Origin of the sequence: Thiothrix lacustris DSM 21227 (genome assembly GCF_000621325.1) — a bacterium.
In the GTDB taxonomy this organism is placed as follows: Bacteria; Pseudomonadota; Gammaproteobacteria; order Thiotrichales; family Thiotrichaceae; genus Thiothrix; species Thiothrix lacustris.
Window position 1 is genome coordinate 73,149 of sequence record NZ_JHYQ01000012.1, and the last position, 26,998, is coordinate 100,146.

Genomic DNA, 26,998 nt, shown 5'->3' on the forward strand with positions numbered 1-26,998 from the left:
CAGTCATTTTTTCTTTACTTCTTTACTATTATTTATTTCAAATGCTTACGTTATTTTTGAATAATATTTAAACAAATTAATATGAGGTGTTGATGCAGGAAAACTTCGTCGGTGTTACGGGTAACAGGGAGGTTTTACTTGGTATTGGTGCTTAAAACGTTAACATGCCGCCCATGGGTAGGGCTGTAGTATGTAATATTTTCAGGGCTGGCAACGTCGTTGTTGCGTTCGATTTATTCTGCTGAATTTTCGTGGTTGGTATTTTTTCTGAGAAATGGAGTGTTGGTGATGGGGGCTTTGATTCATGCAGATAAGCATCTGGTGTTAAATAACCGCTATGCTTTGTTGGGTTGTATTGCGGTATCAAGCGCTGGAAAAATATACAAAGGACGTGATTTGGGGCTGGTTGACAATCAAGAGTTGGAGTCGCGTGTTTTAATCCATGTTTTACCCAAAGCAGCATTATGTTGGCCATTGGATGACATGTTTCAGCAAATCCGTAGCACTTGCCAGCAGATTCGTGAAGCTTGGATTCTTGAGCCTTTGGCTTATGGGCAAGATAAGGATCTTGCTTATGTTGTGCTGAAAAGTCCTGCCACAGAAGTATTACAGAGTTTACTTAGCACAAATAGCGATAAGCCTTGCTATCAGGGCACACGGCAACGTATCGATCCTTTGGTAAAACAGGGTTACCTGAAAGCACATATTGCCCCTGCCTTATTCGTTTGTACTGCGGATGAAGGGTTGTATCTGCTGGCCACAGCACTTGCGCCACAGGTGCAGGCTTTGGATAAAGGTATCTCACATCGCCAGTTCATGCCCCGCAAATCTTTGGGGCAAGCGTTGATGACTGGTATGTTGTTGAGCCTTTTTGCTATTTTCACCGCAGTGGCGGGTAATACTGCTTTGGATATGGGGCTGATTGATAAGCCGTCGCTGCTGGGTGCTTGGAAGACAGAATCCGTTCCGCCATCGCAGCCTATGGAATTGGCTGCATTGCCGAGTACCAATGCTGCATCCGTTCTCGTGAGGCAGCATGATCAAGTTATGCGTACTTTTTCGGATGATTTAGTGCCTTTAACGAAGACTGATGCTCAGCCATTGCCCGCGTCACTGAAGTCATCGACGGTGGCTTTGGTTAGAGCACCTTCTCCAAAAAGTGAGTTTGGGACACAGAAAAAGGCCACTGTGACGGCTTCAGCACCAAAGCCTGCACCAACTAGCCGCAATGCTGACCGTCCGCAGGCAGCTAAGGTGTTGAAACAGCCTGAGGTATCTACCCCTCCAAACCAGCTGGGTATTGATGAGCTGATTTCTCAGGCTTATGCCATGCTGAATACTGGCAATCTGGGGGGGCAAAACGGGGCGCTGTATTTTGTGCGGCAACTGCGGTCGCAGTCAGCTTCACACCCACAGGTTACACGGTTGGGGCAAGAAATTACGGCGGCTTACCTTCGACAGGTCAGAGGGAATTTACAGACTGGTAGGCTGACAGCAGCAGCCCGAGTGTTACCTATGACCCGGCAACTTATTCAAGAGTTTAACTTGCCAAATCTCAATCCAGCTCAACAGGTACTGGAAGATAAAATAGTGGAGCTTAATGGTCATTAATGGCCAGCGCATTTTTAGTCAGAATAAAGGGGAAACCATGATCAACCAACAGAGAGCTTGGCTTTTTGCCGAGCAATTGCAACACCGTATGCCTGAAATTGAAAATCTCCAGCTGTTGACGGTGGATGGTTTGGCTATGCGGGGTAGTTGTTTGAGGCAAGATGAAGATAAGTTGTCTGCTTTGTCGGCGCTGTTATATAGCGGGGCACAGCAGTTGGCTGAGTGCCTTCAGGAGGAGAGTCCCAAGGGGCTGATTGTTTGTATTGGTGTGTCAGCTTATGTGATTGCCCAGTTGGGTGATGAGTTAGTGCTGGGGTTGCAGGTGCCTGCTGATTTAGGACATCCACAATTTCTCCAGACGGTGTGCCAACTCATTGGTGAGTATGAGCAGAGCTCCCCTTTAATTCACTGAGTGTGATCATCAATACAGAGATAGGAGTATGACAATGGATCTAGTCAGCATGACCAACAGTATTTTGCAAAAAATTCCGGTGGTATTGATTCCGACCGCGAATGACGGAATCCTGTTACAACGTTATCAGCCGTTTTTCAAAAAGCATGAGGATGCTGTTATTCGGGGTTTTTACGACGTGGTGTATGGTGATCAAGAGGCTATCCACCGTGCATCGGGGTTGAATCAGGCGATTTTGGGGCGATTCATTCACATTGAAATCGACAACCTGCTGGTTCAGGGGCGGGCGATTCTGCATGAAAAAGTTCAACAGGCAGCAGCTTGATCCAGTTTTAAGCTTATCGAATCCCTTTTGATAAATGAGGCATGATTTTGAAGATACACATGATAACTGGTTTACCTACGCAGATGGGTAAATCATTGCTCCTACTGACATTGCTATTGGCTAGCTCCTGTCTATTTGCTGCTGATAATGAAGGTGCAGCGCCGTTGCCTGCGGGTGTTTGTCCTTTGAATAGTGGAGGGCCTTCGCTGTTGGGAAGTCAATGGCGTTTGCTGTCCATTTATGGAACCCCCGTGCCTGCCGAGCTGGAAATTAACCTGACGGTTGGGGAAGATGCTTTGCACGGTTCGTCAGGTTGCAATGATTACACCACCAACTTCAAACGTGTTGGGCATACGGGTTTTATGATGACGGGCGTGGAAAAAGGTAAAGACGTTTGCCGAGTATTGCCGACTGTCAGGGGTGGGCCGACGATCAATGTGGGGAATTGGGAAGGCAGTTATATCCGTACCCTGCAACGCGCAGGTAGTGTGCAGCAAGAGGGCAATACCCTGCATTTCTACAACCGCAGTGGTGAACCGTCTGTGGTGTTTGCCAAAAAATTTGGCAACAGCTAAGCCGTAGTGGGATCTATCGGGAAAGGCCGTGATGACCGTTCCCGATGAGCGCCTGATCCGTTTACTTTTCCAGTTGTGTTACGTCACGCACCGCGCCACGCGAAGCCGAAGTGGTCATCGCCGCATACGCTTTCAACGCTGCACTTACCACCCGATCACGATTTACTGGCTTCCAGCCTGCTTTGCCTTGTGCGTCCATTGCGCTCCGACGGCTGGCAAGTTCTGCATCACTGATGCGCACGTTGATGGTGCGGTTGGGGATGTCGATGTCGATCATGTCACCTTCCTGCACCAGACCGATGGCGCCGCCTTCGGCTGCTTCTGGGGATACGTGGCCGATGGAAAGGCCGGATGTACCACCAGAGAAACGCCCGTCGGTGATCAGCGCACATGCTTTACCCAAGCCTTTGGACTTGATGTAGGAGGTGGGGTAAAGCATTTCCTGCATACCGGGGCCGCCGCGTGGACCTTCGTAACGGATCAACACGATGTCGCCCGCGACGATATTGTCGGCGAGAATGCCTGCTACTGCTGCATCTTGTGACTCGAAAATACGCGCAGGGCCGGAGAATTTGAGGATGCTGTCATCGACTCCAGCGGTTTTCACGACACAGCCCTCCAACGCGATATTGCCGAACAATACGGCAAGGCCGCCTTCGGTGCTGTAAGCGTGGGCTTTGTCGCGGATACAGCCGTTGGCACGATCCGTGTCGAGGGTATCCCAGCGTTTGCTTTGGCTGAACGCGACTTGTGTAGGAACACCACCGGGGCCTGCGCGGAAGAATTCGTGGCGCTTGGCATCGTCGGTCAAGCGTACATCCCATAACGACAGGGCTTCTGCCATATTGGTGGCGTGGACAGTACCTGCTTCGCGGTGCAGTAAGCCTGCGCGGTCGAGTTCGCCCAGAATAGCAAACACGCCCCCGGCACGGTGTACGTCTTCCATGTGGTAAAGCGGTGTGGAGGGTGCAACTTTACACAATTGTGGGACTTTACGTGACAGGCGGTCGATGTCGTTTAGGGTGAAATTCACCTCGCCTTCTTCGGCTGCTGCCAGCAAGTGCAGGATGGTATTGGTGGAACCGCCCATGGCAATGTCCAGACACATGGCATTTTCAAACGCTTCAAACGTGGCGATGGAACGCGGTAATACGGTTTCATCATCCTGCTCATAGTAACGTTTCGCCAAGCCGACGATGATACGCCCAGCTTCGAGGAACAAACGCTTGCGGTCGGAATGCGTCGCCAACGTGGAACCATTGCCCGGCAAACTTAAGCCCAGCGCTTCGGTGAGGCAGTTCATCGAGTTGGCGGTGAACATGCCGGAACACGAGCCGCAGGTCGGGCAGGCGGAACGTTCCATGGTTTCCACGTTTTCGTCGCTTTCGGCACTGTTGGCGGCGGAGACCATCGCATCAACCAGGTCCAGCTTCACCAGCTTGCCGCCGATCACGGCTTTGCCGGATTCCATTGGCCCGCCGGAGACGAAAATGGTGGGAATGTTCAGGCGCATGGCGGCGTTCAGCATCCCTGGCGTGATTTTGTCGCAATTGGAAATGCACACCAGTGCGTCGGCACAATGTGCATTCACCATGTACTCCACCGCATCGGCGATCAGCTCGCGGGATGGCAGGGAATACAGCATTCCGCCGTGTCCCATAGCAATGCCGTCATCCACGGCAATGGTGTTGAATTCTTTGGCGACGCCGCCAGCGGCTTCGATTTCACGCGCGACCAGTTGCCCCATGTCTTTGAGGTGCACATGCCCCGGTACAAATTGGGTGAACGAGTTGGCGATGGCGATGATGGGTTTCTGGAAATCTGCATCGGTCATGCCGGTCGCACGCCACAAAGCGCGTGCGCCAGCCATGTTGCGACCGCCAGTGGAGGTGCGGGAACGGTATACGGGCATGGTGTACTCCTGACAACGAAAGCTTGCAAAGCCACATTCTAACGCTGGAAGAGCCGAACGTCATAATTTTAGGGGATTAGGGATGCTGCTCATCTTTTTTATTCGGTGCTTTATGAGCCGTATTGTCATTCTGATAAGCGGTTAAAAACTCATGTGGATTGACATAAAATACCTGATCCAGTCCCATGGATTGCTCTGGTTTCCATTCGGTTACCTGTGGTGGCAGGCTGCGGATAGAATAATACAGGCTGGAGGCAACAGGGCTGCTACGATCTGGTGCGCCAATGTTGCCAATTTTTTGGCCGGTTTTGACCCATGAGGCTGTTTTGACGCTGACTTGCTCCAGATTGGCATAGTGATGTAAGCGCCATTTTGCACCTAGTACCCAAACAGAGTGCTCACCATCTGGTGTGCTGTCATGATAAAGCACAAGGCCACTGGTTGTTGCTTCCACGGCAGTGCCTTTGTTGGCAAAAATATTAATGCCTTTTTGTGCATTTAAGCCGCCCACTTTGTAGGCGTAAGCAGCCGTATTTAGGTCGTAGACTTGCGTACCTTCTACTGGAACATGACGATCTTCTGGTATCCAGTAGCCAATCATGAATATGGTTAATGCTAATAAAAGTAGCAATGGTTTTTTGTTCATTGTGTGCACCCTAATATAATACCGCTATTCTTATTTTTAAGACGGATGTACTGTCGAAAAGTTCATCTTTTCCAGTAGGGTACTATAAAATTATTTTGGGCGTCAAAAAACCTTTTTCCGAAGAAAGGTGCTTTTTAGCTTGGATTGAGCAAAATCTGCTTGATTTCTTTAATGGTGGACGTCCATTTAGATGGCGCATTTTCCTGCCAATCGAGTAGGTGTTTGTTGAGTGACTTATCTTGACTATCATCGCCTAAATTTAAGTAATTGATGGTGGTCCACGTTTCTGGGTTTTCGGCAAAAATGGGTAGTAACTGGTTGGCCACCACTTCATTTAGATCACGCCCTTGTGCATAAGGGTCGGCACTGAGTGTTTGGGCATACTGCTTATACCAGGTTGGCATTTTCATCCCTTTGGGTAGTCTGCGATGGGTTTGCTTGAACATTTCTTGTTTATAGTCAGTGAACTTCGGGGCGTACTCTTGCCACTGCGGATAGGGGGGATTGCTTGCCCATTGTTGTGCCATTTTGTCTAGTGCGAATAGGCTGAAGGCTTCACAGAGTGATTCTTCAAACCATTGCTGTTTTGAGACGTTCTTAGGTTCTAAGTCGTAATTCGACATGAGATGGCACATTTCGTGGGAAAATTGATAGGACAGTTGTGCCCAATAACGTCCTTTGACGTTTAAGAGAATGATGTATTCATTCGTGGGGCCTTTTTCATAGAGTGAGATGGGTCCACTGGTATCATTTCTGACAATAATGTCGCCGAAGGTACGCTTTGCCATATAGGGTGAAATCACCTCAATGACTGATTGTAAGACAGTCTGCACATCCTTGGGGTCGGCGTCACCCCAATCCTGGCTTTGTACTTCAACGGTTGCTGGGGCAACAAAGGCCAGTACATACGTTGGGGTGAGGAACAATAGCACTAGAAGCAGTGTTTTCAGATAACGCATAGCATTACTCAGCAGTTGCCTGTCGGTGAGGCGGCAGGGGATTACTCGGGGTCAGGGGTTTTGGATTCGATATTTTGCCTTTCCAGCGAGTTTTGGAAAGGCCTTATCCTGTTGATCGGTAGTGGAAGCGCGATAGGCTGTGAGGCTGCTGGCGTTAGTGAAGTAGGGGAAGTTCTACAATGAACTCTGCCCCTTGTGTGGCTTCACCCAAGCGGATACTGCCGCCATAGGCTTTGAGGATGGAGGTGATTATTTCTAGTCCTAACCCAGTGCCACCTTTGGTGCGTTTGGTGGTGAAAAATGGAATAAATATTTTGTCACGGTTGGCGATGGAAATGCCTTCACCATCATCGTGCAGACGCAGTTGCAGGGTATCTGCATTTGTATCGGTGTCGATATCAATGCGGTGGGCTTGGTGTTGGAGGCTGTTGTCCAATAGGTTGGTGACTATCGCTTCCAGTGCATCTGGTGCGATGGCGAGTGCAATAGCTGGGGGTGGGTTATTGAAGTGTAATGTTAACCCGCTATCTTGGTAGCGATTTTTGAGCGCTTTGAATAGGTTGGGTAGATTGCTGCTGTCTTTGCTGGTTTCGAGGGCATCCGCCCGTGCAAGTTCTAGCAGGCGATTGACTAACTTCTTGAGACGTTGTGTGTCGTCTAGCAGGTTTTGAATGAATTTTTCACGGCGTTCGAAGGGCATGGTATCGATGTGGTCGTGTAGTAATTCGAGTGCACCTTGAATAGCGGTCAGTGGCGTTTTAAATTCATGTGAGACATGTGTGGCGAAGCGGCGGATATAATCGGAACGTTCCGCTAGAGCATGTGACATGCCTGCAAAACTTTCGGATAGTTGTGCAACTTCTTTGGTGACGGGGTTTTGAATGGGGTCTACTTCGCGTTGTTCGCCTTGGCGTACTCGTTCAGTTTGCCGTAACAGTTCCCGAATCGGGCGTGAAATAGTGGAAGAAACAAATAAAACGAGTAGTACTGCCAATAACAATAAACTCAGTGTTGCGAGTAATACGACACCTTTGTTTTCGTACAGGTGTTTGATAATGTTGGTCGGGGTACGAGAAAGGTAAACAACACCTTGTAGCCGTCCTTCTTCAATAATGGGAAAAGCTGTAAAGATGCGTACATGCGTTCCCCGGCTAATGGAGTACAGCGGTGGAGGCGATTCGTCTGAGATGCGCTGACGGATAATACTGGCGTATTTGCCTTTTAACGATTGCTTGATCTCTGGAATATGCGCCAGTGATAAGCCCACTTCTTCACGTCCACCAATGACCGTGCCTTTCGCATCTAGTAGGCGAATGCCAGAAAGTGTTACTTGTTGGGTATCGTGTAGGATTTGATTCATGTGCTGGCCGATTTTGCGGGCAATCGGGTCAACGGCTTGAGTGCTAGGGCGAGCATCAGGGCGAGGCGGCTCAATCGGGGCAATGAGGTCAACACTGGGAGTAACGGGGGTATAAAATACTTTACCTGTTGATTTATCAGGGTTGTAGGAGGCGTTTGGAGGCGTTAGTGAGGTGGAAAACTGTACATAGCCGTAGTCATTATCACGTTGTTGGTCGCGTACCAATTGACGAAAAGTCGCTGCTAGCACGGCTGATTGTGAAATCAGCTCTAACTCAGTTTGTTGAACCAGTTCATTTTCGTAAATACGGAAGAAATATAGCCCCCCGAGTGGCAAAGCCAATACTGCGAGCATGACGATCAGCAGGATGCTGCGCAGCCTGAATAGGGTTTTGCGTGGTAAGGGTAAATGGGCATTTATTGGCATGAAGCAAGTTTATACCCAACCCCGTGCACGGTTTCAATTACATTTTCACAGCCAACGTCGGCAAATTTCTGGCGGATATGGCGGATATGGCTGTCAATAGTACGATCACTGACATACACATTGCTGTCATAGGCGTTGCCCATAATACTGTCGCGGCTGAATACGCGGGTGGGTTGGCGGACAAACAGTTGTAACATGGCAAACTCGGTGGCCGTCAGGCTTAAGGGGGTGTTATTCCAGTGAGCCATGTGTTGCTCTGGCTGGATGGTGAGTTGGCCGTGGCATAATGTTCCCTGAGGCGCTTCCGTTGCAGGTTTGCTTTGCTGCTGGGTACGTTTAAGGATGACGTTGATACGCGCCACCAGTTCACGTGGACTGAAGGGTTTCGTGACATAATCATCACCACCGATTTCTAATCCTAAGATACGATCGATTTCATCGTCACGTGAAGACAGAAATAAAATGGGTACCTCGGAAAATTTGCGGATCTCACGGCAGACTTCCAGTCCATCCAGTTCTGGCATATTAATGTCTAGCACCATCAGATCCGTTGGGTGACGGCGAAAGGTATCGAGGGCTTGACGTCCGTCTTCAGTTTGCGTGACCTGCATCCCGGCTTTTTCCAGCGCGAAACTGATCACATCGCGGATATGAGGGTCGTCGTCTGCAATGAGGATATGTTTATTCATGGTGCTGATATTAACAGAAAATAATAAACCCCAACTGACGGGTGTCGTGCCGTCGGTCGGGGCTCAGGAGTCTCCGGGCTCATGCATTCAAGCCCATCGGGAAACTGACCGTAAGTGAAGATTATTTTTATCATCCTGTCAGTACCCGATTTGGTGAGTAGTGTCAGGAATGTATGCTACCGATAAGATTTGCAGACATTGTCTCAATATTGTGGAAATACGTCGGAAATGCTTTGCAGATTATGTGCAGAAGCCGATGAGTCGGTGTAATTTCCCGTAGGATGTCATAGAGAAAGCATGGATTTCTGCAAATCCCGCTTGAATTTCCTCTTACTCCATGCTTAAAGATGCTTTACAATCGTCGCCTTATCCGCAATTCCTGCGTTTCTTCTTTGAGATTTGGAAAAATGACTGACTTAACACTTTACCGAAATATTGGCATTTTTGCCCACGTTGACGCTGGCAAGACCACTACCACCGAACGTATCCTGAAACTGACCGGCAAAATCCACAAGATCGGTGAAGTACATGACGGCGCTGCTACCACCGACTTCATGGTGCAAGAAGCAGAGCGCGGGATTACTATCCAGTCTGCGGCGACTACCTGTTTCTGGAAAGACCATCGTTTTAACGTTATTGATACCCCAGGGCACGTTGACTTCACCATTGAAGTTTACCGTTCACTGAAAGTATTAGATGGTGGTATTGGCGTATTCTGTGGTTCCGGCGGTGTTGAGCCTCAGTCTGAAACCAACTGGCGTTATGCGAATGACTCCGGCGTTGCCCGCGTCATTTTTGTTAACAAGCTTGACCGTTTGGGTGCTGATTTCTACCGCGTTGTTAAGCAGGTAGAAGACGTACTGGGCGCACGTCCACTGGTTATGGTTCTGCCAATCGGTGTGGAAGATGCATTCAGCGGTATCGTTGACCTGCTGACCCGCAAAGCTTGGGTGTGGGATAACTCCGGCGACCCAATGAACTACACCATTCAAGATCCACCGGCTGATATGCTCGACCAGATCGAAGAATGGCGTGAAAAGCTGATCGAAACAGCGGTTGAGCAAGACGACGACATGATGGAAATGTACCTCGGTGGTGAGGAACCTTCCCTTGAAGACATCAAGCGTTGCATCCGTAAAGGGACTATCGCGCTGGACTTCTTCCCGACGTTTGCTGGCTCCGCCTTCAAGAACAAAGGCGTACAAAACGTACTCGACGGTGTGGTTGATTACCTGCCTAGCCCGGTTGAAGTTAAACCACAGCCTGAAGTTGACCTCGAAGGCAACCCGACTGGTGAATTCGCGATTGTTGATGCTAACCGCCCACTGCGTGCGCTGGCGTTCAAGATCATGGATGACAAATACGGTGCACTGACCTTTACCCGTATCTATTCCGGTACCATGAAAACCGGCGACACCATTCTCAACACCTTCACCGGCAAAACCGAACGGGTCGGCCGCATGGTGGAAATGCACGCGGATGAAGCCAACGCTATCGACTTCGCCCAAGCAGGTGACATTATCGCATTGGTTGGTCTGAAGAACGTACAAACAGGTCATACCCTGTCTGATGTGAAGAATCCGGCTACTCTCGAACCGATGGTATTCCCTGATCCGGTTATCTCTTTGGCTATCTCACCAAAGAACAAAGCCGGTGCAGAAAAAATGGGTGTTGCTCTCAACAAGATGGCGAAAGAAGACCCGTCTTTCCGCATCGAAACTGACCAAGAAACTGGCGAAACCATCCTCAAAGGCATGGGCGAGTTGCATCTGGACATCAAGGTCGACATCCTGCTGCGTACTCATGGTGTGGAAGTGAACATCGGTAAACCACAAGTTGCTTACCGTGAATCCATCACCAGCCGCGTTGAAGACAGCTATACCCACAAGAAGCAGTCGGGCGGTTCTGGTCAATACGGTAAAATCGACTACACCATCGAACCAAACGAAGTCGGCGCAGGTTATGCGTTTGAATCCGTGGTTGTGGGTGGTTCCGTACCGCGTGAATTCTGGCCTGCGATCGACAAAGGCTTCCGCGATAGCATGGTAAAAGGCCCATTGGCTGGCTACCCTGTGGTTGACGTGAAAGTCACCTTGCGCGAAGGGGGTTTCCATGCGGTTGACTCCTCTGCCATCGCGTTTGAAATTGCGGCGAAAGGCGGCTACCGTCAAACCATGCCAAAAGCTGGCCCGCAAATCCTTGAGCCGATCATGAAAGTTGACGTATTCGCACCAGATTCCCACGTAGGTGATGTTATCGGTGACTTGAACCGTCGCCGTGCGATGATCAAAAATCAGGATACTGCTCCCATCGGTGCACGTATCAAAGCTGACGTGCCGTTGAGCGAAATGTTTGGTTACATTGGCGACCTGCGTACCATGACTTCCGGTCGTGGCCAGTTCTCGATGGAATTCTCACATTACGCGGCTTGCCCGAAATCTGTTTCTGAACAGGTTATCAAGGAAGCGCAAGAGCGTAAGAAAGCACTGGAAGCTGAGAAGTAAGACTCTCCGCCTTCGGCATGAAAAACCCCCGCCGGGTGACTGGCGGGGGTTTTTTGTTATCAGAGGTTGGGTGTAGTGCCTATAACGGTCAGTTCGTGAGTCGCTAGGCTGGTATTGTTGAAAGCATCAGTCACTTTCAAGCTGAAGGTGTACGAACCTTGCTGATCGGGGATGAAACTGGCCGTCATGCTGTCTGCTGCTGTCAGTGTCGCAACGCTGCCTTGTGGCGCAGATTCGATGGTCCATTGATAAGTGAGAAAGTCATTTTCGGGGTCAGTAGTGTTGCTGCCATCCAGTATCAACGGTTCACCCAGTGTGACTGAGCTGGGTAGAGATACGACAACTTGTGGCGCTGCATTGGATGTTATGGAAAAATTTTTCAATACAGAGGCGTTTCGTAACGAAAGTGATTCGTATAGGCCATTGCCATCGGCATCCAGATTGACCTGTAAGTTGCGTTGCGGCGGGGTGGACGTATCATAGCCTTGTGCAATGACTTGTACTTTGCTGTTGGCAGCGCCGTTCAGGACTATTTCACCTTCAAGGGGCACACCATCCTCGGCAAACAGAAGCGGTGTGACCGTCGTCGTGGTAATGCAACCTTGCACATCTTCGCAGAATTTTCCGCTAATCGTGGTATAGCCGCTTTTGTCTACTAGCATCGAGACATTGTCTATGAATTGTTGTTTGCCCGTGCTCAAATTGCGCTGGTATTGGTTAATCAGCAATGTACTTTGCTGTGTAGCCATATCCACGTCAGTACGTAATGTGCCGGTCGAAGTGTAGGGCACGTCATCGACGAGTATGCTTAAACCTTTCATGCTAATGGTGTAGGAGCTTGCTTCTTGATACTGGGCGTTGAAAGCATTAATCGCTAATAAAGCCGTGCCATTGGTGGTGATATTTTCACTTTTGCACTGGTTATAGGTCATTTGTAGCGTACCAGTGAAGGTGATGTTGCTGACTTCACCGCTGACAGATGCTGTTCCACCGTTAGGACAGGTGTCGCTGACGTCGATTAGCCGTGCTTGATAACGTTGTCTGGCTATTTGCTGAGAGGCTAATGCGGACAACATCTGTTGTGTTCGAAGTAAACTGGTTTCACTCTGTGAGACAGTATCCGTTGAGCGTGACGCACTAAGATTATTATTAATGTTTTCAGTACCTAATGCTAAATCAACAAATGTCATGCTGTTGCTTGTGTTCAGTAAGGCAAGCGTGCTGTTGCCTGTATAAATGCTGCTAGCATCCACGACTGTGTTATCGACGCTGCTAATAATAACGTTAGTACCACCTGTTGTGGTGCTCGAGGTGGTTGTGCCACCGCCACATGCCGTCAATAGTGTGCCTGCCACCAGTGCAGGCAAGAGTTGATTGGTTTTCAAGAGATAGCCCCCTATTCTCAAGTGTTGTTATGGATAGTTAGATGTTTAGTAGGTAAGTTCCCTCCCCCTGTTGCAATATGACATAACGTTTGGTGCCATCACCGTTGAAGAACACAAACTGTGGAATCACTGACGTGTCATTATTGCTGGTGGGGGTTAAATCGCTGGTTAGCTTTTCATCGATTAAGTTGAGCGTTGGCATCGTGTAAGTTTTCAGGCTGTATTCTGAGCCAACACCTGTAATGCCTTTGTCGAGAATCACCACGAACTTCTCTACTGCCTGCGAATGGTCGGCATGGAGTAGCAAGGTGTTTGGGTCGTTGTCGTTGTCTGACAGGCTGCGTTGGTAGAGCATGTCCTGATCTTCAGTGGTTGCGGTGCGGAATAAGGTTTCACCCGCCGTTAAAATGTAGCTGCCATCTTCTGTTAACCATAAGCCTTTCCCATTAGTGCTACCGATATCATAGTCACCGTTATACGGGGAGTCATACAGGGCTTGTGGTGGCGTGGCTGTATCAGCTTTGATTAAATCCGCAGGCAGTGTGCCCTTGTCGTAAATATACAAGCCTTTGGGAGTGGATGAGAATGCCACATAAGACCCACCCATTTGTACAACGGTGTCACTGGAGGTGACTTCGCCTGTTCCCAAGTTAATGGCTTTGAGGAAATCGTTTAACGTGTTACTCGTAGGGGTTGCATAGGCGATGCCATTGTCTCCTAAGGTAATATCAAATACGTTAAAGCCAAGGTTGTCATAGAAATCCAACACGCTGGCCGCTTGTAGATTAACGTGGGTAACCGCTTGACTGTGTCCGACGACCGCTGTTTTACCATCTGGGCTGATGGATAAGCTGGTTGGCGCAAGGTTTAATAAGACTACTTGTTGCTCGCCTGTTGTTGGGTTGATGATGTTTAGCGCATTCTTGGGTGATGAACTGACCGTGATCAAGCGTTCTAGAGAATTACTGTAGGCGGCATCGATAACACTGTGTGTCAGTAAACGCGCGTTACTCTTAATGGTGCTACTTGTTGTATCAGGGGCGACATTGATGATAGTGCTAATGGTGCCAGTTGTTGTCGTTGTGGAGACGGTAGTTGCAGGCGTGTTTGTTTCAATTGTTCCAAGTGCAGCACCTGTACCTCCTCCGCAGGCGGTGAGTATGCTGGATAGTAAGGTGATGGAAAGGGTTTTCCCTGTCTTCATGGTGAGCCTCTGTTGTTATTGATTTTTTATAAGGTCTTATTATTCTATATTATACATCAGCGGTAGTGATAACTTAAAATGATAAAGTGAATTTACCTGATGGGGGCATCCCACAGGTTACAGTGACGCTGCTATACTTGATCCTCAAATATTATGAGGAGATTTCCATGTCCACTATTCTGATCACAGGTGCCAATCGCGGTATCGGTCTAGAGTTGACCCGCCAGTATGCCGCTGATGGCTGGAACGTGCTGGCCTGCTGCCGTTCCCCGGAGAATGCCCATGATCTAAACAAACTGGCGATGCAATCAGGCGGTAACATCAGCATTCATTTGTTGGATGTAGCCAGTGATGCGCAACGTATTTCTCTAGCAGCTCAGCTCAAAGACCAGCCCATCGACATCCTGTTCAACAGCGCTGGGGTTTCCGGCAACTGGGGCACGCAAGGTTTTGGCCATTGCCAAACGCAAGAATGGCTCGATGTGCTGCACATTAATGTGATTACCCCCATGTTGATGATGCAGGACTTCACCGACAACGTAGCCTTGAGTGAACTCAAAATCATTGCCAATATGAGCAGTAAAATGGGGAGTGTGACGGACAATACCTCCGGCGGTAGCTATTTGTATCGCTCCAGCAAGGCGGCGCTGAATATGGTGAACAAGAGTGCTGCCCACGATTTGGCACGCAAAGGCATTACCGTGATTGCCTTGCACCCTGGCTGGGTACGTACCGATATGGGTGGGGCGAATGGTGAGTTATCCGTCGAAGAATCTGTCACCGCTCTGAAGCGCAATCTAGCGAACATCACGCTTGCTGATTCAGGTCGCTTGCTCGATATCGATGGCAGCAATATCCCGTGGTAAGTGGGCAGGTCGTCCTTAAGCAGGGACGCGATAAAAATGTCCGCTCTCATCACCCGTGGGTATTTTCAGGTGCTGTCCAACACGTCAAAGGCAACCCGCAGTCTGGCGAAACGGTTGAACTCCGTGCAGCTAATGGCGATCTGCTAGGGATGGGGGCATGGTCACCCGTGTCACAAATTCAGGTGCGCTTGTGGACATTTGCGGAAGCGGTGATTGATCGCGATTTCTTCATCGGCCGCATTCAGCAAGCCTTGGCATACCGCCAGCAACTGGGTATTCCGCAGCAGAACTCTGGCTATCGATTGATCAATGCTGAATCCGACGGCCTGCCCGGTGTGGTGGTGGATGTATTCGGTGAATGGCTGGTGATGCAATGCCTCACTACGGGCGCGGAATACTGGAAGCACACCTTGGTGGATGCGTTAGCCGCCACTATTCCTTGTCGGGGTATTTACGAGCGTTCCGATGTGGAAGTCCGTAAAAAAGAAGGGCTGGAAACCACCAGTGGATTACTCCAAGGCGAAATGCCGCCTGCTTACCTCGATATTATGGAAGAACAGCGCCATTATCGCGTTGATGTTATTAACGGCCACAAGACAGGTTTTTACCTCGATCAGCGCGATAATCGCAGCGCTTTGCAGCAATATGCGCAAGGCAAAACGGTATTGAACTGCTTTTCCTACACCGGTGGTTTCTCGATTGCAGCTTTGCACGGTGGGGCGTTACAGGCCACTAATATCGATGCTTCTCAGCCCGCGCTTGATCTGGCGGCACAAGCCGCTGCTCTGAATGGTTTTCAGCCAGAACAAATGGAAAACATCTGTGGTGATGTTTTCAAACTGTTGCGCGAATACCGTAACGAAGGCCGCCAGTTTGACATTGTGGTGCTTGACCCGCCCAAATTTGCTGAAAACCGCAAGCAACTGGATAAGGCTGCACGGGGTTACAAGGATATTAATCTGTTGGGCTTTAAGCTGCTCAAACCGGGTGGTTTGTTGTTCACCTTTTCCTGTTCGGGTCTGATGGAAAGCGGTTTGTTCCAGAAAATTGTCGCCGATGCGGCGGTGGATGCAGAGTGTGATGCGCGTATTTTGCATAAATTGGATCAGGCTACTGACCACCCGACGCGCTTGGCATTTCCTGAAGGCTATTACCTCAAAGGTTTGGTATGTCAGAAGTAGAAACGAAACAAGCCCGCTTACTGGTTATTTTTGAGCGTTTACTGCCGCTGGTGGATAGCGTGTCCGACAAGGTGCGTTTTGCGGCTTTGTTGGGGGTGGGGCTGGATGTGTGGATTTTCATCTGGCTGTTTTTCCTCAAAGGCTTTTCCTTGAGTAGTGCGCTCATCGTTGCCGGTGTGGTGATGTTACCACTGTTGATCCTGCTACGTTTCTGGTGGGCGCTGGAAGAGATCAAGGATTTGCCTAATATTGCCGGGCGCATGATGACGGATGCTAAAGGTGAAATTCAGGAAACAGTGCAGGGTATTCGTGCCGGTCAGGTGCAAAAGCTGGGATTTCTGAGTTCCGCGAAAAGTTTGTGGAGCATTGGTTCGATGGCGAGTGAGGCGCGTGAGTTGGTTGGCTCGTATATCAGCATTGGAACCTTGGTAAATCCGCTGTCGCTCATCTTGGGCGTGTTGTCGTTGCTATTTGTTTTGTTATTGGTGTTGGTGGGTTTGGTGTTGTTGATATTGGCATTTTGGTGATGAGTGGTGTTATTTTTTCGCCTGTTGGTTATTGACCACAAAAAAACTAATAGCAAATTTTTTTTTATGTATTTTTATAAATAAAAACAAACTGCTAACATCATTAGTATGAAAGATAATGACTACCTTGCCCTAGATGGCCATTCGATGCACGTTTTCCTGACCGTATTGGAACAGGGGTCGATTGCTAGCGCCGCTGATAAGTTGGGTATTACCAAAACCGTGATTGGTAATTGCCTGACTAAGCTGCGTTCTGTGTTTCATGACCCGTTGTTTGTACGTACCGGTGGGCAAGAAATCGTTGCTACCGCCCGTGCTGAAAATCTCGGTGAGCGGATGCGCTTGGTATTGTCTGATATGCAGCAATTAACGGCCGAACAAGTCTTCAAGCCTAAACAGTCCGTGATGCATTTCACGGTGGGCACTAACGATTTCCAGCGTGACCTGATTTTGCCAGAGCTGTATCGCTTAGTGGCTAGTGAAACTAAGGCGTTTTCCTTACGCACCATTATTTCAGAATACCCGTCATTGGACCTGTTACGGACTGGCAAGGCGGATTTACTGCTTTCCCCGGTAGCACCAGAAGGCGGGGATATTCTCTACAAACGTTTGTTCATTGATCAGCCGCGCTGTTTCTTTGATGATAGTGTGCGTCAAGCACCGCGTACTTTGGCCGATTTCCGTAATGCTCGCTATGTTGGCCTTAATTTGGTTGATGGGCAGCGCGTTGTGCCGTTGGCAGCGCCGATTTCGCGGGAATTGGAGCAGCAAGTGGCGATTCGTGTGCCTAACTTTTCGGACATGGCAAGTTTCATGCGTGGCAGTGATTTGCTGGCAATGGCGCCGGGGATGTTGCGTATGGGAGCCTTATCAGGGTTTGCATCCATTACACCACCCTTCAATATGCCATCGGTATTTATGTTTATGTTGTGGCACAAGCGCCATCAGGGTGATGCGGCACATCAGTGGATGCGTAACCAATTGGAATCAGCCGTTGGTGGCGTCATGGCACGGGGCAAGTTAGCAAAAGCCTGACTGTATTCAGTGTTCTAAAAGGCATCCTTCGGGATGCTTTTTTGCGTTTGGGGCTGGTAGCGGTTTCTATTACAATGACTTTCGCTGTTTTTGAATCCAAACCGTGCTGCGCAACGTATTAAGGTAAAACCGAAGGAATATTATGGAGCCGCATTCATTGAATGAACTGCTGATCCGCAGTGGTCAGGGGGATGCGAAGGCATTTCAGCATTTGTACGATGCTGCCTCTCCGCGCCTATTTGCTGTTTGTAAACGCCTATTACGTGATGAGGCATTAGCTGAAGACGTATTGCAGGAAGGTTTTATTAAAGTCTGGCACCATGCTGCACAATTCTCAGCCAGTAAGGCTAGTGCGATGACGTGGATGACAACCATCGTGCGTAATCAGGCGCTGGATAAGCTCCGTCAAGTTAAAAGCCGCCCAGAATCCAGTGAGGATGTTGAGTACGAAACCTTGGAGTTTGCTTCACTGGAACCAGAGCCAGATGCCCTGCACCAATGGGGCGAAGATGCCCAGCGCTTGTGGCATTGTTTGGAAACACTTAAGCCTGAACAGCGCGAGTGTATCCTACAAGCCTTCTACCATGGGCAAACCCATGATGAACTTGCCCGCACATTGGTCAAACCATTAGGAACAGTGAAGGCGTGGATACGTCGTGGACTGGAACAATTGAGGGGATGCTTACAATGAAACGCTACCAAAACCCAGAGATTTTTGAACATTTGGCGATGTCCTACGCACTGGGAACATTGCAGGGTAAGGCACGCTTGCGTTTCGAGAAGTTACAGCAAAAACACTTGTACTTACGCGCTGTTACCGATGCTTATCAGCAACGATTTTCTCCGCTGGTTGAACTGCTACCTGCTGAAAAACCCCCAGCAAAGGTCTGGCAACAGATCAGTAAGGAGCTTAAGCTTGATCAGCAAACCAGTATTGCCCGGTCAAACTGGCTAGCAAGCCTTAAGGGTTACTTGCCGTGGTCGGTCGCTGCGTTTGCTTCGATAGCTGCGTCGGTCATGACGGTATTGTTGTTGAATATCAATAGCCAACCGGCTGCTTACATGGCAATGATGAAATCCCCGGTACAGCAAGACAAAATGATGGTGGCAATGGTCAGTCATGATGCGATGGAAATTTCCTTCGATATGCCCAGTGGAGCGTTGCCTGATGACAAGGGCATGGTTCCCACCATCTGGTGCGTTCCCAAAGACAAAAACATGCCTCTGATGCGCATGGGGACACTGGCTAAAGGCGATGATCACCGGATGCCTATTGACAGCAAAGTCTGGAAAGATATGGCAAATGTCCGTGAGTTTGCGATCAGTATGGAGCCGATGAATGCCCCTGAAAGCCCGGTTCCAACGGGGGCAATGATGTTCACGGGTGAACTGGCTGCTTGGTAAGCAGTTAGCGCGGTATGTTCAAGTGTATTGCCTGCTTGTTTTGTTACGGGCAGAGGTAATACGGAGCTGGAGACAGTTTAGATACAACTTTCACAGGAGACGCTTTCCGAGTGCACTAGATCCGTGCTGAAAGACAGTATCCAGCCCCGCTGCACAGCATTCATCAGCAAGGCCGCTAGCTGTTCCTGAAAACGCTCGGCCAATTCAGGCAGTGTTGCCCGCTGCTGTACCGCCGCAAGAAAATCCCACGCCTGTTTATCCAGCACAACTTGTTGTAAACGCCGCCCTGTCCGCCATATCAAGACAGTGCTTGCTTGCTGAATCTGAAGGCGTTCCAGTGGCAATTTATCGGGGTGGTCTTCGGGTTGGTGTGCCAACCAGATGGGATGGATGGCGTAAGGCGATTGCAACAGGTGGGCAGAATTTGGGGTGTGCAGCGTCAGGTGTTCCTGTTGCCCGGCATCCAGCAGCGCCAGTTGGGCAAAATCCGAGGCAGGCTGGTTAACCGCGTTCCATGCCTGATGCCGCGCCCATTCCAGCCGTGCTATCTCGGCTATCCACGGCATGGTGCTTAATGCTGGGTAGTGGTGCAGGAAATCAGCAAACTCGTCAGCGTATTCGGCGAGAAACGGACGGGTTGGGGGTGATTGGTCAATATACCTGTCGCTGGCAGCTTCAAAAAAGTCATCGCCTAGCAATTGCTGGCACACCGGATACAGTGAACGGAGGTATTGCAGCAAAATGCCGTGGACACTGTTGCGGTAAATGCCCACCCGTTGCACTGCATCGAGTGCGCCGTGGGCTTTTACCAGTGCTGCTGCGGCATCCCGTTGGTCACGGTCAAAGATGGCGTTGATGAAACGGTATTGAAGTTCAGGCAAGGACATGGGCTTGTACCTCTGCTGCTTTACGGGCTTCGGTCAGTAGAGTGCCGAGTTCCGGCACGTTGTTGTCCCATTCAATCAGGGTGGGGATTGCACCCAAGCGCTGGATGGCTTGCGCATACAATTCCCATACCGCATCGCTGACCGGGTAGCCGTGGGTATCCAGCAAGTGTGTACCCCGATCTTCATAGCCCGCGAGGTGGATTTCTTGCACCCGTTCTACAGGAATCGCGTTCAAGTAATCCAGCGGATCAAACGCATGGTTGCAGGCACTCACGTAAATGTTGTTCACGTCGAGCAGGATATGGCAATCGGCTTCTTCCGCCACGGCGCACAGGAAATCCCATTCACTCATGGTTGACTGCTGGTATTGCAGGTAACTGGAAACGTTTTCGATGACCAGCCTGCGCCCCAGTATGTCTTGCGCCTGACGGATACGACTGGCGGCATGGCGGATGGTTTCCTCGGTGTAAGGCAAAGGGATCAGGTCGTGCGTTACCAGCCCGTGTACCGATGTCCAACACAGGTGGTCGGAAATCCATGCAGGGTTCACGCGCTCAACCAAGGCTTTGACGCGCTTAAAGTATTCGCTATTCAGCGGGTCAGTTGAACCTAGCGACATGCCAACACCGTGAAAGGTCAGCGGGTAATGTTCGGCGATTTCAAACAGGTAATCCTGCTGCACACTGCCGGGTAACAGGTAATTGTCGGTGAGAATTTCCAGCCAAGGAATGGCGGGCTTGGTATCCGTAATCTGGTCAATGTGCTGGGGGCGCAAGCCCACCCCGCAGCCGCTGACGGGGTGGTTGATCGTTGTGTTTAGGTTCATGGGCTAAGATTTTCCCTACGCTGAAACAGATAGTGCTTATACGGAGCTTGTCCGGGTTTGGATGCATACCGGTCAGAAGCTGGCAACTCTAGCCGTACCGCTGCCGCAAATATTGGCTCAGAGGGTAATCCAGCGCCCACTTGCCCGACCCGAATACAAACACGACCCAGATCATTGCGCCCCACACGACATGCTGCCAGAAGCCACCCGCGCCATCTATCGTCCACAGGTAAGGATAGGAGACGACCGCCACGATGTTGAATACGAAGAGTGCCAACGCTGCCGGGCGTGACAGTAAACCCACGATTAGTAGTACCGGTAAGACCAGTTCCGCCGCTGTCCCCAGATAGGCAGCCAGTTCAGGTGACAACAGCGGGACGTGGTATTCATCCTCAAACAGGTACAGCGTACTCGACCAACTCTGGATCTTGGTCAGGCCGGAGGCAAAAAACACCCATGCCACATACAGGCGAAAACCCAGCAGGGTTAAGGGTTTTAGGAAACTGTCCAAAGGCCAGCATTCACCCATTAGGAAAGCAGGTAGTGTAATGGGGTTTTTCATCAGGAATTCCTTATGTCGGCGATTGCCGTAAGTGGGGATGGCAGGCCACCTCCCGGAAGGGAGGGGCTGCGTTATGGAAGGAGGAAATGTTACTTACATGGCTTTTTTGTCTTCTGACAATACAACGCCGCCCGTGATTTTTTCGCAAGTACCTTTGGGCATTTTGATCCATTCGCCTGCGGTATTGTCTTCCTTGGCTTGACCTGCACAAGCGTGACCGTTTGCACCACACTCATTCATGCCAGCCTTGACGATGCCGGAACATTTTTCCATTTCGACTTTGGCCTGTTCTCCATGATTATCAGCTAATAATGTGCCAGATGTTGCTGCCATACCCAATGCCATCAGTGCCGCAGCCATTACAGATTTGTTCATGTTCATTGTCTTAACTCCTTAATACGCTAAAGTCATTTGTATTGATTACCTGCTTGTTTTGTTGCAGGTAAACGTTATACGGAGCTGGATACGGTTTAGATGCAAAAAAGGGGAGATTTCCGAAGAAATCCCCCCTTTTAACTTCTGCTAGGAAGCTTTAGAAAGTGTGGTGTTCTTTAATGAGTGTTATTGCTGATTACTTGGCAGCCGGTGCAACAGGTGCTTGTGGAGCCATCATCATTGGCGCAGAACCCGCTTTAGCCGTTTGACCATTGCCTGCAACGTTGCTGTTGCCATTGCCGTAACCATAACCGTTACCTGCGCCGTACCAGTCACCGTTGCCTTTACCGTTAGCAGCCATGTCGGTATTCATATTGGTTTTGCCTTTGCCTTTGAAGGTAACAGCAAATTCAACTTCGCCGTCTGCGTCGCCTTTACCACGACCCCAGCCGTTAACATCAGAAGCGCCGTTGCCGTAAGTGTTGCCAGTGGCAGACGTAGCACCGTTGCTTTGAGTTGCGCCGTTACCCACAGCAGAACCATTGTCGAAGCCGTTGAAGAACTCTGCGGAAGCAGCAGTAGAGAGGGCGATCAAAGTAGCGAATGCGATAACTTGTAATTTCATGTGTGTATCTCCTAGCGAATTCAGATAAGTTTCAATATGAGAGTATTATAATATTAGGAAACTCTAATGTAAAGAGGTTTTTCATGGCGATGAGCTTTTTTTTCAATGGGGATGGTTTGCCCTACAATAGGGGCTTCCCCAACACCCAAGCAGGATTGACGACATGACAGACCCTATTGCCCGCATTGGCATTTTGACGATTTCCGACCGCGCCAGCCGGGGCGAATACGAAGACAAGGGTGGCCCTGCCATCCAGGCGTGGTTTGGCCGGGTGTTAACCAGCCCGTGGGAAGCCGTGGCGCGGGTGATTCCCGATGAACAGCCTGATATTGAAGCGGCCTTGCGTGAACTTAGTGACGTGGAAGGTTGCAGCCTGATTGTTACCACGGGTGGTACAGGCCCTGCTTTGCGTGACGTAACGCCTGAGGCGACTGAGGCCGTGTGCAGCAAAATGCTGCCGGGATTTGGCGAGTTGATGCGCACGGCTTCATTGAAGTTTGTGCCGACGGCGATTTTGTCGCGCCAGACCGCTGGCATCCGGGGGCGCAGTTTGATTGTCAATTTGCCGGGTAAGCCTTCCGCGATTGATGATTGTTTGCAAGCAGTGTTCCCGGCGATTCCGTACTGCCTTGATTTGATTGAAGCTGCGTATCTGGAAGCTGACCCGTCGCAATGCAAGGCATTCCGTCCAGCGCACGCAAAACCGCGTTAATCTGGTTCAGATGATATTGTTATTGACATTCACCGTATTGCCGCTAAACTTCTCAGCCATTATCAACCCTAACTATGGAGACACCCATGCTGAACGTATATACACAAAGGAATTTAATCATTTAGTGTCTCCCGCGCTTGTGCCGGGGGACTGATCTCAGTCATCCGGCGTAAGAATGCGGTGCTTCGTGTACAGCATGTCGAAAACCCCGGATGGCGTAAAAACCAACGGGGTTTTTTTATGCCTATCAGTTTTATGCTCAATAAGGGCAAAGTTCCGGTCAAGATTTTCACCGACGATGTGGACAGCGGCTCGCTGACACAATTGGGGAATTTGTCGCAACTGCCCTTCATCCACAGCCACATTGCGGCGATGCCAGACGTGCATCACGGCATTGGTGCGACTGTGGGTTCAGTGATTCCCACACGCGGCGCGATTATTCCGGCGGCGGTGGGGGTCGATATTGGTTGTGGAATGAATGCGGTGCGTTTGTCACTCAAAGCCCACGACTTGCCCGATAACCTGTACAACATCCGCAGTGCGATTGAACAGCGCGTACCCACGGGTTTTGACGAACACGTGCGCCCCACCCTCAACGGTTCTACCCTCAATAACATGGGGAAGCATCTGGATGTGATTACCGACAAGCACCCCGGTCTGGTGAAAATGTTGAAAAACTTTCACCGCCAATGGGGTAAGCAACTCGGCACACTCGGCGGCGGCAACCATTTCATTGAACTGTGCCTCGACGAAAGCGACGACGTGTGGGTCATGTTGCATTCCGGTAGCCGGGGTGTCGGCAATGCCATCGGGCGCTATTTCATCGAAAAGGCCAAAAAGGATGTGGGTCGCGAATTGGGTCAACTCCCTGACAAGGATTTAGCCTACTTCACCGAAGGCACGCAGCATTTCGACGATTACGTGGAAGCGGTCGGCTGGGCGCAGGATTACGCCACGGTCAACCGTCGCGAAATGATGCGCTTGGTGCTGGATGCCTTGCAACGTAGCAAAGCTTTGCCCGCATTCACTACCACCCGCGAAGCGATCAACTGCCACCACAATTACGTGCAAAAGGAAGAGCACTTCGGTGCGGAAGTCTACCTGACTCGCAAGGGTGCCATCAGTGCGCAACTGGGGCAGCTCGGCATTATTCCCGGCAGCATGGGTGCGAAATCCTACATCGTGCGCGGCTTGGGTAATGCGCAATCGTTCTGCTCGTGCTCGCACGGTGCGGGGCGACGCATGAGCCGCACCGAGGCTAAACGGCGTTTCAACACCCTCGATCTGGAAGCGCAGACCAAGGGTATCGAATGCCGCAAGGACAAGGGCGTGGTCGATGAAATTCCCGGCGCGTACAAAGACATCGACGTGGTGATGCAGAACCAAAGCGATCTGGTCGAGGTCGTACATACACTGCGTCAAGTCATTTGTGTGAAAGGTTAAAGGCGGTGCATCATGGAAAAAACCCAAGTTGACATGATTCGCGAATGCTTAAGCGGCAGCCGCACGGTGTTCCACTACGCACCGGAAAGCTACGCCCTGCAATTGCTCAAGGACTACATCGGCAACGGCATGGGGATTGGCGCATTGCGCCGCTCCCCTTACGCCAAACTGTTGACCAAACCCATTGTCGCGGAAGCTTTGGCCTTGGCAGGCAACGGCGTGCTGGAGCCGTGGCATCTGGAAGCCGTTGCTGCGGAATACCGTACCCACAAGCCGCTGAATTTCATCCTGACGCTGGACGAATGGGGTACTGACGACAAGGACGACCGTCACTGGAAACAGATTTGCCGCACCGGTTACGACTTGGTGCTGCAACTCAATTTTGCCAATGACCACCAGCAACCTTTCAAAACGCTGATCCATACGGATGGAGGTGTTGCCCCGTTTTCTTACCACGGGCATCCAGTACGTAAGGATGGCCGTTTGGAAACGCTGGCATGGGCGCGGATCGACCTCGATTTTGCCAGCAATCAGGCGTTGATCGAGGAAATCCAATCCGATTGGGTAAAGAATGCGGCAAATAGTGATCAGGATTGGCAGTATGGTGCTGACAAGATGCAGCAATACCGTGAAGTGTTACGCCCTTACTCCAAGGTATGGGATGAGGCGATTTTGACCGCAGCACTGTGTTTTATCCGGCGTGAACTGGGGATTCGTGAAGTGTTTTACCACAGCTACGACACTGGCAATCGCCTCAAGGGCATTGAGCGCTATTACGAATACGGCAAGCCGCCGCGTTATTTGTACACCGATTTACCGAAAAAGTTTTGCTTCGTCAAAACCAGCGAAGCGCCGGACTTCCTCAAACCTGTCCGCTATCTGCATTACCTGCAACGGCACGGTAAGGCGCAATGGTTCAAACTGCCAACACAGGAGAAATCTCATGGCAAAAAAGCAGCGGCGTAGCCGCAATCCCGTCGCGCACCACTTGTTTATCCATCGGGGGGGTGTCCACGAAAAAAGCCATTCTGCCAAGCGGCAGGAACACAAACGTCAACTACGCAAGCTGGTGAATAAAGCAGGGGTCGGATTTTCCGGCCCCGATGCGTTGGCGGCTTAGCTCAAGTAATGATGATTGCCGCACCGACTAGCCAAAACATCTCACCGATTTCCACACTTGCACCAGCGGTATCGCCAGTACAGCCTTGTAAGCGTTGTAGCATGAGTCGTCGTAATAGCCAAAAGCCCAATAATGTTAGGCTGATAGCTGCACCGGAAACGACTAATCCTAGTAACAAGCCCCCCAGCGTTATCCACCATGCTATGGTGCGTGGTAAATATTGTGTCACCGCACTGGCTAGTCCGTCTGCGCGTACATACGGGGTGGTCAAAAACAGTAGCAAAATCAGTATTCGCCCGATCAGTGGAGTAAGCAGGATAATCTGCCAGTGGTGATGTTCAAGTAAGACAGCCAATGCGGCGAATTTCAAGAGTAATACCCCAACCACCGCAATCACTCCAGCCGCCCCCACCAACGGGTCTTTCAGGATACGTTGAGTTTTCTCCGCATTGCCAAAGCCACCGAGCCATGCATCAGCACTGTCTGCCAGACCATCCAAATGCAGCCCACCGGTCAACGCTGCCCATAGCACGGTGAGGATAGCCGCCAATAACACAGGTGAAGCATGAGGAAACACGAGCATAGGGAGGCACAATAAACCGCCAATCAGCAAGCCTACTAGCGGGTAGTACAACGCAGCACGCGCAAAATCAGGCGGTTCTAGTTTCCCAAGCGCGGGTACAGGCAAGCGTGTGAGGAAGGAAATGGCAAGGAATAGGTGTGTTAGCATCAGGCGTGAGGCAAACCGTGCCCTAATAATGATGTTTCACCGTCGGGGTAAATGCGTACCCGAGTGATCTGCGCGTAGCCAACTTCAAACCGCAAACTGCGTTGGTAGAGGATATCTAACACTTTAGCCAGTACGACACGAATCACACCTGCATGGGTCAACAGCAAAATATTTTTTCCAGCATAGTGAGCTTGTAATTCTTCCCAGGCTTGTTGTACCCGGTCAATGAAATCTTCCATCGCCTCGCCATTGGGTGCGACAAAACGGCGCGGCTGATACCACAGTTGTTGCATCAGTTCAGGGTATTCTTCCCAGATGGTGGTTTGGGGTTTACCAATCCAGTCGCCAAAATCCATTTCCCCAAAGCGCGGGTCAACTCCAAAGGGGCAATTCAAGCGCTGCGCGAGCAGGCGGGCAAAGTCATGGCAGCGTCGGCTAGGTGAACTGATGACCATATCCCAGTGCCCGTGCTGAGTTGCCAGTGTTAGTTGTTTCCAACCGTGATTGCCGAGTGGTTCATTGCCGGGGGCGCAAAATAGGTTTGGGGTTACCACTTGTCCGTGCCGCAATAAGTCTATTGTGGTGGGGGTGGTAATGGGTTCAGGTTGTTTTTCCTCTGGCTGCTCCAGTATTTCTTGATGCTCATCGGAAAGGATATCAGGGTTTATATTGCTTGTGTCAGTGTCATTTTGCATCG

The 26,998-nt window shown here is 50.3% G+C and carries 29 protein-coding genes; 15 read left to right on the top strand and 14 right to left on the bottom strand.

Features of this window, described 5'->3' with window-relative positions:
• Positions 1 to 219 precede the first annotated feature (219 nt).
• Genes Q394_RS0106305 through Q394_RS0106320 form a run of 4 tightly spaced genes read left to right on the top strand, consistent with a single transcriptional unit; the run spans position 220 to position 2,923 of the window.
• Positions 220 to 1,611, top strand: coding sequence for a hypothetical protein (locus Q394_RS0106305; RefSeq protein ID WP_156946753.1), 1,392 nt, complete (start codon positions 220 to 222; stop codon positions 1,609 to 1,611).
• 37 nt (positions 1,612 to 1,648) lie between these two features.
• Positions 1,649 to 2,023 (top strand): roadblock/LC7 domain-containing protein, encoded by a 375-nt coding sequence (locus tag Q394_RS0106310; RefSeq protein WP_156946754.1) that lies wholly within the window; start codon positions 1,649 to 1,651, stop codon positions 2,021 to 2,023.
• A gap of 34 nt (positions 2,024 to 2,057) precedes the next feature.
• The gene (locus Q394_RS0106315) at positions 2,058 to 2,348 is read left to right on the top strand and encodes a globin family protein (protein ID WP_028488532.1); all 291 of its coding nucleotides are present in this window, start codon (positions 2,058 to 2,060) and stop codon (positions 2,346 to 2,348) included.
• A 59-nt stretch (positions 2,349 to 2,407) separates the two neighbouring features.
• Positions 2,408 to 2,923, top strand: a complete 516-nt coding sequence (locus Q394_RS0106320) for an META domain-containing protein (protein WP_245606741.1) — start codon at positions 2,408 to 2,410, stop codon at positions 2,921 to 2,923.
• A 61-nt stretch (positions 2,924 to 2,984) separates the two neighbouring features.
• Here the strand turns inward: Q394_RS0106320 and ilvD are convergent, their stop codons facing one another.
• From ilvD to Q394_RS0106345, 5 genes are all read right to left on the bottom strand, one after another.
• Positions 2,985 to 4,835: a dihydroxy-acid dehydratase gene (ilvD, locus tag Q394_RS0106325; protein WP_028488534.1), complete on the bottom strand. Its 1,851-nt coding sequence runs from the start codon at positions 4,833 to 4,835 to the stop codon at positions 2,985 to 2,987.
• Between the two features lie 76 nt (positions 4,836 to 4,911).
• A complete protein-coding gene (locus tag Q394_RS0106330; protein WP_028488535.1) occupies positions 4,912 to 5,481 on the bottom strand; it encodes a M23 family metallopeptidase in 570 nt (189 codons plus the stop codon).
• 134 nt (positions 5,482 to 5,615) lie between these two features.
• Positions 5,616 to 6,440: a hypothetical protein gene (locus Q394_RS19335; RefSeq protein ID WP_051542934.1), complete on the bottom strand. Its 825-nt coding sequence runs from the start codon at positions 6,438 to 6,440 to the stop codon at positions 5,616 to 5,618.
• Between the two features lie 154 nt (positions 6,441 to 6,594).
• The gene (locus Q394_RS0106340; protein ID WP_028488536.1) at positions 6,595 to 8,226 is read right to left on the bottom strand and encodes a HAMP domain-containing sensor histidine kinase; all 1,632 of its coding nucleotides are present in this window, start codon (positions 8,224 to 8,226) and stop codon (positions 6,595 to 6,597) included.
• Entirely contained in the window at positions 8,217 to 8,915 is a 699-nt protein-coding gene (locus Q394_RS0106345) for a response regulator transcription factor (protein WP_028488537.1), read from the bottom strand. Before Q394_RS0106345 ends, Q394_RS0106340 begins: the two co-directional genes overlap by 10 nt.
• Positions 8,916 to 9,322: 407 nt before the next feature.
• On the opposite strand from Q394_RS0106345, the gene fusA reads away from it, so the two are divergent.
• Entirely contained in the window at positions 9,323 to 11,419 is a 2,097-nt protein-coding gene (gene fusA / locus Q394_RS0106350) for an elongation factor G (RefSeq protein WP_028488538.1), read from the top strand.
• A 59-nt stretch (positions 11,420 to 11,478) separates the two neighbouring features.
• Here fusA and Q394_RS0106355 read toward each other — a convergent pair whose 3' ends face one another.
• Complete coding sequence (locus Q394_RS0106355) at positions 11,479 to 12,804, bottom strand: PKD domain-containing protein (RefSeq protein ID WP_028488539.1); 1,326 nt, start codon at positions 12,802 to 12,804, stop codon at positions 11,479 to 11,481.
• 37 nt (positions 12,805 to 12,841) lie between these two features.
• On the bottom strand, positions 12,842 to 14,008 hold the full coding sequence (locus Q394_RS0106360) for a YncE family protein (RefSeq protein ID WP_028488540.1): 1,167 nt from the start codon (positions 14,006 to 14,008) through the stop codon (positions 12,842 to 12,844).
• Between the two features lie 167 nt (positions 14,009 to 14,175).
• On the opposite strand from Q394_RS0106360, the gene Q394_RS0106365 reads away from it, so the two are divergent.
• The 6 genes from Q394_RS0106365 to Q394_RS0106390 all read left to right on the top strand — a co-directional run bounded on the left by Q394_RS0106365 (position 14,176) and on the right by Q394_RS0106390 (position 19,021).
• A complete protein-coding gene (locus Q394_RS0106365; protein WP_028488541.1) occupies positions 14,176 to 14,874 on the top strand; it encodes an SDR family oxidoreductase in 699 nt (232 codons plus the stop codon).
• Positions 14,868 to 16,055 (top strand): class I SAM-dependent rRNA methyltransferase, encoded by a 1,188-nt coding sequence (locus Q394_RS0106370; RefSeq protein ID WP_028488542.1) that lies wholly within the window; start codon positions 14,868 to 14,870, stop codon positions 16,053 to 16,055. The genes Q394_RS0106365 and Q394_RS0106370 overlap by 7 nt, the downstream gene beginning before the upstream one ends.
• The gene (locus Q394_RS0106375; RefSeq protein ID WP_028488543.1) at positions 16,043 to 16,582 is read left to right on the top strand and encodes a hypothetical protein; all 540 of its coding nucleotides are present in this window, start codon (positions 16,043 to 16,045) and stop codon (positions 16,580 to 16,582) included. Before Q394_RS0106370 ends, Q394_RS0106375 begins: the two co-directional genes overlap by 13 nt.
• Positions 16,583 to 16,690: 108 nt before the next feature.
• Positions 16,691 to 17,617: a LysR family transcriptional regulator gene (locus Q394_RS19340; protein WP_051542937.1), complete on the top strand. Its 927-nt coding sequence runs from the start codon at positions 16,691 to 16,693 to the stop codon at positions 17,615 to 17,617.
• Between the two features lie 142 nt (positions 17,618 to 17,759).
• Positions 17,760 to 18,308: a sigma-70 family RNA polymerase sigma factor gene (locus tag Q394_RS0106385; RefSeq protein WP_038140709.1), complete on the top strand. Its 549-nt coding sequence runs from the start codon at positions 17,760 to 17,762 to the stop codon at positions 18,306 to 18,308.
• Entirely contained in the window at positions 18,305 to 19,021 is a 717-nt protein-coding gene (locus Q394_RS0106390; protein ID WP_028488545.1) for an anti-sigma factor, read from the top strand. Before Q394_RS0106385 ends, Q394_RS0106390 begins: the two co-directional genes overlap by 4 nt.
• 77 nt (positions 19,022 to 19,098) lie before the next feature.
• On the opposite strand, the gene Q394_RS19345 is transcribed toward Q394_RS0106390, so the two are convergent.
• The 5 genes from Q394_RS19345 to Q394_RS19350 form a co-directional block, all read right to left on the bottom strand.
• Positions 19,099 to 19,908 (bottom strand): HvfC/BufC family peptide modification chaperone, encoded by an 810-nt coding sequence (locus Q394_RS19345; protein WP_051542939.1) that lies wholly within the window; start codon positions 19,906 to 19,908, stop codon positions 19,099 to 19,101.
• Positions 19,895 to 20,734: an MNIO family bufferin maturase gene (gene bufB, locus Q394_RS0106400; RefSeq protein ID WP_051542945.1), complete on the bottom strand. Its 840-nt coding sequence runs from the start codon at positions 20,732 to 20,734 to the stop codon at positions 19,895 to 19,897. Before bufB ends, Q394_RS19345 begins: the two co-directional genes overlap by 14 nt.
• Before the next feature lie 88 nt (positions 20,735 to 20,822).
• Entirely contained in the window at positions 20,823 to 21,296 is a 474-nt protein-coding gene (locus Q394_RS0106405; protein ID WP_084260369.1) for a DoxX family protein, read from the bottom strand.
• A gap of 93 nt (positions 21,297 to 21,389) precedes the next feature.
• A complete protein-coding gene (locus Q394_RS0106410) occupies positions 21,390 to 21,671 on the bottom strand; it encodes a BufA1 family periplasmic bufferin-type metallophore (protein ID WP_038140745.1) in 282 nt (93 codons plus the stop codon).
• Positions 21,672 to 21,867: 196 nt separating this feature from the next.
• The gene (locus Q394_RS19350; protein ID WP_051542947.1) at positions 21,868 to 22,296 is read right to left on the bottom strand and encodes a hypothetical protein; all 429 of its coding nucleotides are present in this window, start codon (positions 22,294 to 22,296) and stop codon (positions 21,868 to 21,870) included.
• Positions 22,297 to 22,459: 163 nt separating this feature from the next.
• Between Q394_RS19350 and mog the strand changes: the two genes are divergently transcribed.
• The 4 genes from mog (at position 22,460) to Q394_RS22585 (ending at position 25,571) form a co-directional block, all read left to right on the top strand.
• Complete coding sequence (mog, locus tag Q394_RS0106420; protein ID WP_028488549.1) at positions 22,460 to 23,008, top strand: molybdopterin adenylyltransferase; 549 nt, start codon at positions 22,460 to 22,462, stop codon at positions 23,006 to 23,008.
• Positions 23,009 to 23,248: 240 nt separating this feature from the next.
• Entirely contained in the window at positions 23,249 to 24,451 is a 1,203-nt protein-coding gene (locus Q394_RS0106425) for an RtcB family protein (RefSeq protein ID WP_028488550.1), read from the top strand.
• A 12-nt stretch (positions 24,452 to 24,463) separates the two neighbouring features.
• Positions 24,464 to 25,417 carry a hypothetical protein gene (locus Q394_RS0106430; protein WP_028488551.1) on the top strand — a complete coding sequence of 318 codons (954 nt, stop codon included), beginning with the start codon at positions 24,464 to 24,466 and terminating at the stop codon, positions 25,415 to 25,417.
• Positions 25,395 to 25,571 carry a hypothetical protein gene (locus tag Q394_RS22585; protein WP_169735883.1) on the top strand — a complete coding sequence of 59 codons (177 nt, stop codon included), beginning with the start codon at positions 25,395 to 25,397 and terminating at the stop codon, positions 25,569 to 25,571. Before Q394_RS0106430 ends, Q394_RS22585 begins: the two co-directional genes overlap by 23 nt.
• 1 nt (position 25,572) lies before the next feature.
• Here Q394_RS22585 and Q394_RS0106440 read toward each other — a convergent pair whose 3' ends face one another.
• Positions 25,573 to 26,301, bottom strand: a complete 729-nt coding sequence (locus Q394_RS0106440) for an adenosylcobinamide-GDP ribazoletransferase (RefSeq protein ID WP_028488552.1) — start codon at positions 26,299 to 26,301, stop codon at positions 25,573 to 25,575.
• Positions 26,301 to 26,996 carry a histidine phosphatase family protein gene (locus Q394_RS0106445; RefSeq protein WP_084260370.1) on the bottom strand — a complete coding sequence of 232 codons (696 nt, stop codon included), beginning with the start codon at positions 26,994 to 26,996 and terminating at the stop codon, positions 26,301 to 26,303. Before Q394_RS0106445 ends, Q394_RS0106440 begins: the two co-directional genes overlap by 1 nt.
• Positions 26,997 to 26,998 lie beyond the last annotated feature (2 nt).

What these genes read in the sequence shown, in the direction of transcription:
- Q394_RS0106320 (WP_245606741.1), top strand. Translation starts at nt 2,408, where the DNA reads ATGATAACTGGTTTACCTACGCAGATGGGTAAATCATTGCTCCTACTG.
- Q394_RS19340 (WP_051542937.1), top strand. Translation starts at nt 16,691, where the DNA reads ATGAAAGATAATGACTACCTTGCCCTAGATGGCCATTCGATGCACGTT.
- Q394_RS0106365 (WP_028488541.1), top strand. Translation starts at nt 14,176, where the DNA reads ATGTCCACTATTCTGATCACAGGTGCCAATCGCGGTATCGGTCTAGAG.
- bufB (WP_051542945.1), bottom strand. Translation starts at nt 20,734, where the DNA reads ATGAACCTAAACACAACGATCAACCACCCCGTCAGCGGCTGCGGGGTG.
- Q394_RS19350 (WP_051542947.1), bottom strand. Translation starts at nt 22,296, where the DNA reads ATGAAATTACAAGTTATCGCATTCGCTACTTTGATCGCCCTCTCTACT.
- Q394_RS19335 (WP_051542934.1), bottom strand. Translation starts at nt 6,440, where the DNA reads ATGCGTTATCTGAAAACACTGCTTCTAGTGCTATTGTTCCTCACCCCA.
- Q394_RS0106330 (WP_028488535.1), bottom strand. Translation starts at nt 5,481, where the DNA reads ATGAACAAAAAACCATTGCTACTTTTATTAGCATTAACCATATTCATG.
- mog (WP_028488549.1), top strand. Translation starts at nt 22,460, where the DNA reads ATGACAGACCCTATTGCCCGCATTGGCATTTTGACGATTTCCGACCGC.
- Q394_RS0106375 (WP_028488543.1), top strand. Translation starts at nt 16,043, where the DNA reads ATGTCAGAAGTAGAAACGAAACAAGCCCGCTTACTGGTTATTTTTGAG.
- Q394_RS0106310 (WP_156946754.1), top strand. Translation starts at nt 1,649, where the DNA reads ATGATCAACCAACAGAGAGCTTGGCTTTTTGCCGAGCAATTGCAACAC.
- Q394_RS0106360 (WP_028488540.1), bottom strand. Translation starts at nt 14,008, where the DNA reads ATGAAGACAGGGAAAACCCTTTCCATCACCTTACTATCCAGCATACTC.
- Q394_RS0106440 (WP_028488552.1), bottom strand. Translation starts at nt 26,301, where the DNA reads ATGCTAACACACCTATTCCTTGCCATTTCCTTCCTCACACGCTTGCCT.
- ilvD (WP_028488534.1), bottom strand. Translation starts at nt 4,835, where the DNA reads ATGCCCGTATACCGTTCCCGCACCTCCACTGGCGGTCGCAACATGGCT.
- Q394_RS0106315 (WP_028488532.1), top strand. Translation starts at nt 2,058, where the DNA reads ATGGATCTAGTCAGCATGACCAACAGTATTTTGCAAAAAATTCCGGTG.
- Q394_RS0106390 (WP_028488545.1), top strand. Translation starts at nt 18,305, where the DNA reads ATGAAACGCTACCAAAACCCAGAGATTTTTGAACATTTGGCGATGTCC.
- Q394_RS0106430 (WP_028488551.1), top strand. Translation starts at nt 24,464, where the DNA reads ATGGAAAAAACCCAAGTTGACATGATTCGCGAATGCTTAAGCGGCAGC.
- Q394_RS0106410 (WP_038140745.1), bottom strand. Translation starts at nt 21,671, where the DNA reads ATGAACAAATCTGTAATGGCTGCGGCACTGATGGCATTGGGTATGGCA.
- Q394_RS0106385 (WP_038140709.1), top strand. Translation starts at nt 17,760, where the DNA reads ATGGAGCCGCATTCATTGAATGAACTGCTGATCCGCAGTGGTCAGGGG.
- Q394_RS19345 (WP_051542939.1), bottom strand. Translation starts at nt 19,908, where the DNA reads ATGTCCTTGCCTGAACTTCAATACCGTTTCATCAACGCCATCTTTGAC.
- Q394_RS22585 (WP_169735883.1), top strand. Translation starts at nt 25,395, where the DNA reads ATGGCAAAAAAGCAGCGGCGTAGCCGCAATCCCGTCGCGCACCACTTG.
- Q394_RS0106345 (WP_028488537.1), bottom strand. Translation starts at nt 8,915, where the DNA reads ATGAATAAACATATCCTCATTGCAGACGACGACCCTCATATCCGCGAT.
- Q394_RS0106405 (WP_084260369.1), bottom strand. Translation starts at nt 21,296, where the DNA reads ATGAAAAACCCCATTACACTACCTGCTTTCCTAATGGGTGAATGCTGG.
- Q394_RS0106425 (WP_028488550.1), top strand. Translation starts at nt 23,249, where the DNA reads ATGCCTATCAGTTTTATGCTCAATAAGGGCAAAGTTCCGGTCAAGATT.
- Q394_RS0106445 (WP_084260370.1), bottom strand. Translation starts at nt 26,996, where the DNA reads ATGCAAAATGACACTGACACAAGCAATATAAACCCTGATATCCTTTCC.
- Q394_RS0106340 (WP_028488536.1), bottom strand. Translation starts at nt 8,226, where the DNA reads ATGCCAATAAATGCCCATTTACCCTTACCACGCAAAACCCTATTCAGG.
- fusA (WP_028488538.1), top strand. Translation starts at nt 9,323, where the DNA reads ATGACTGACTTAACACTTTACCGAAATATTGGCATTTTTGCCCACGTT.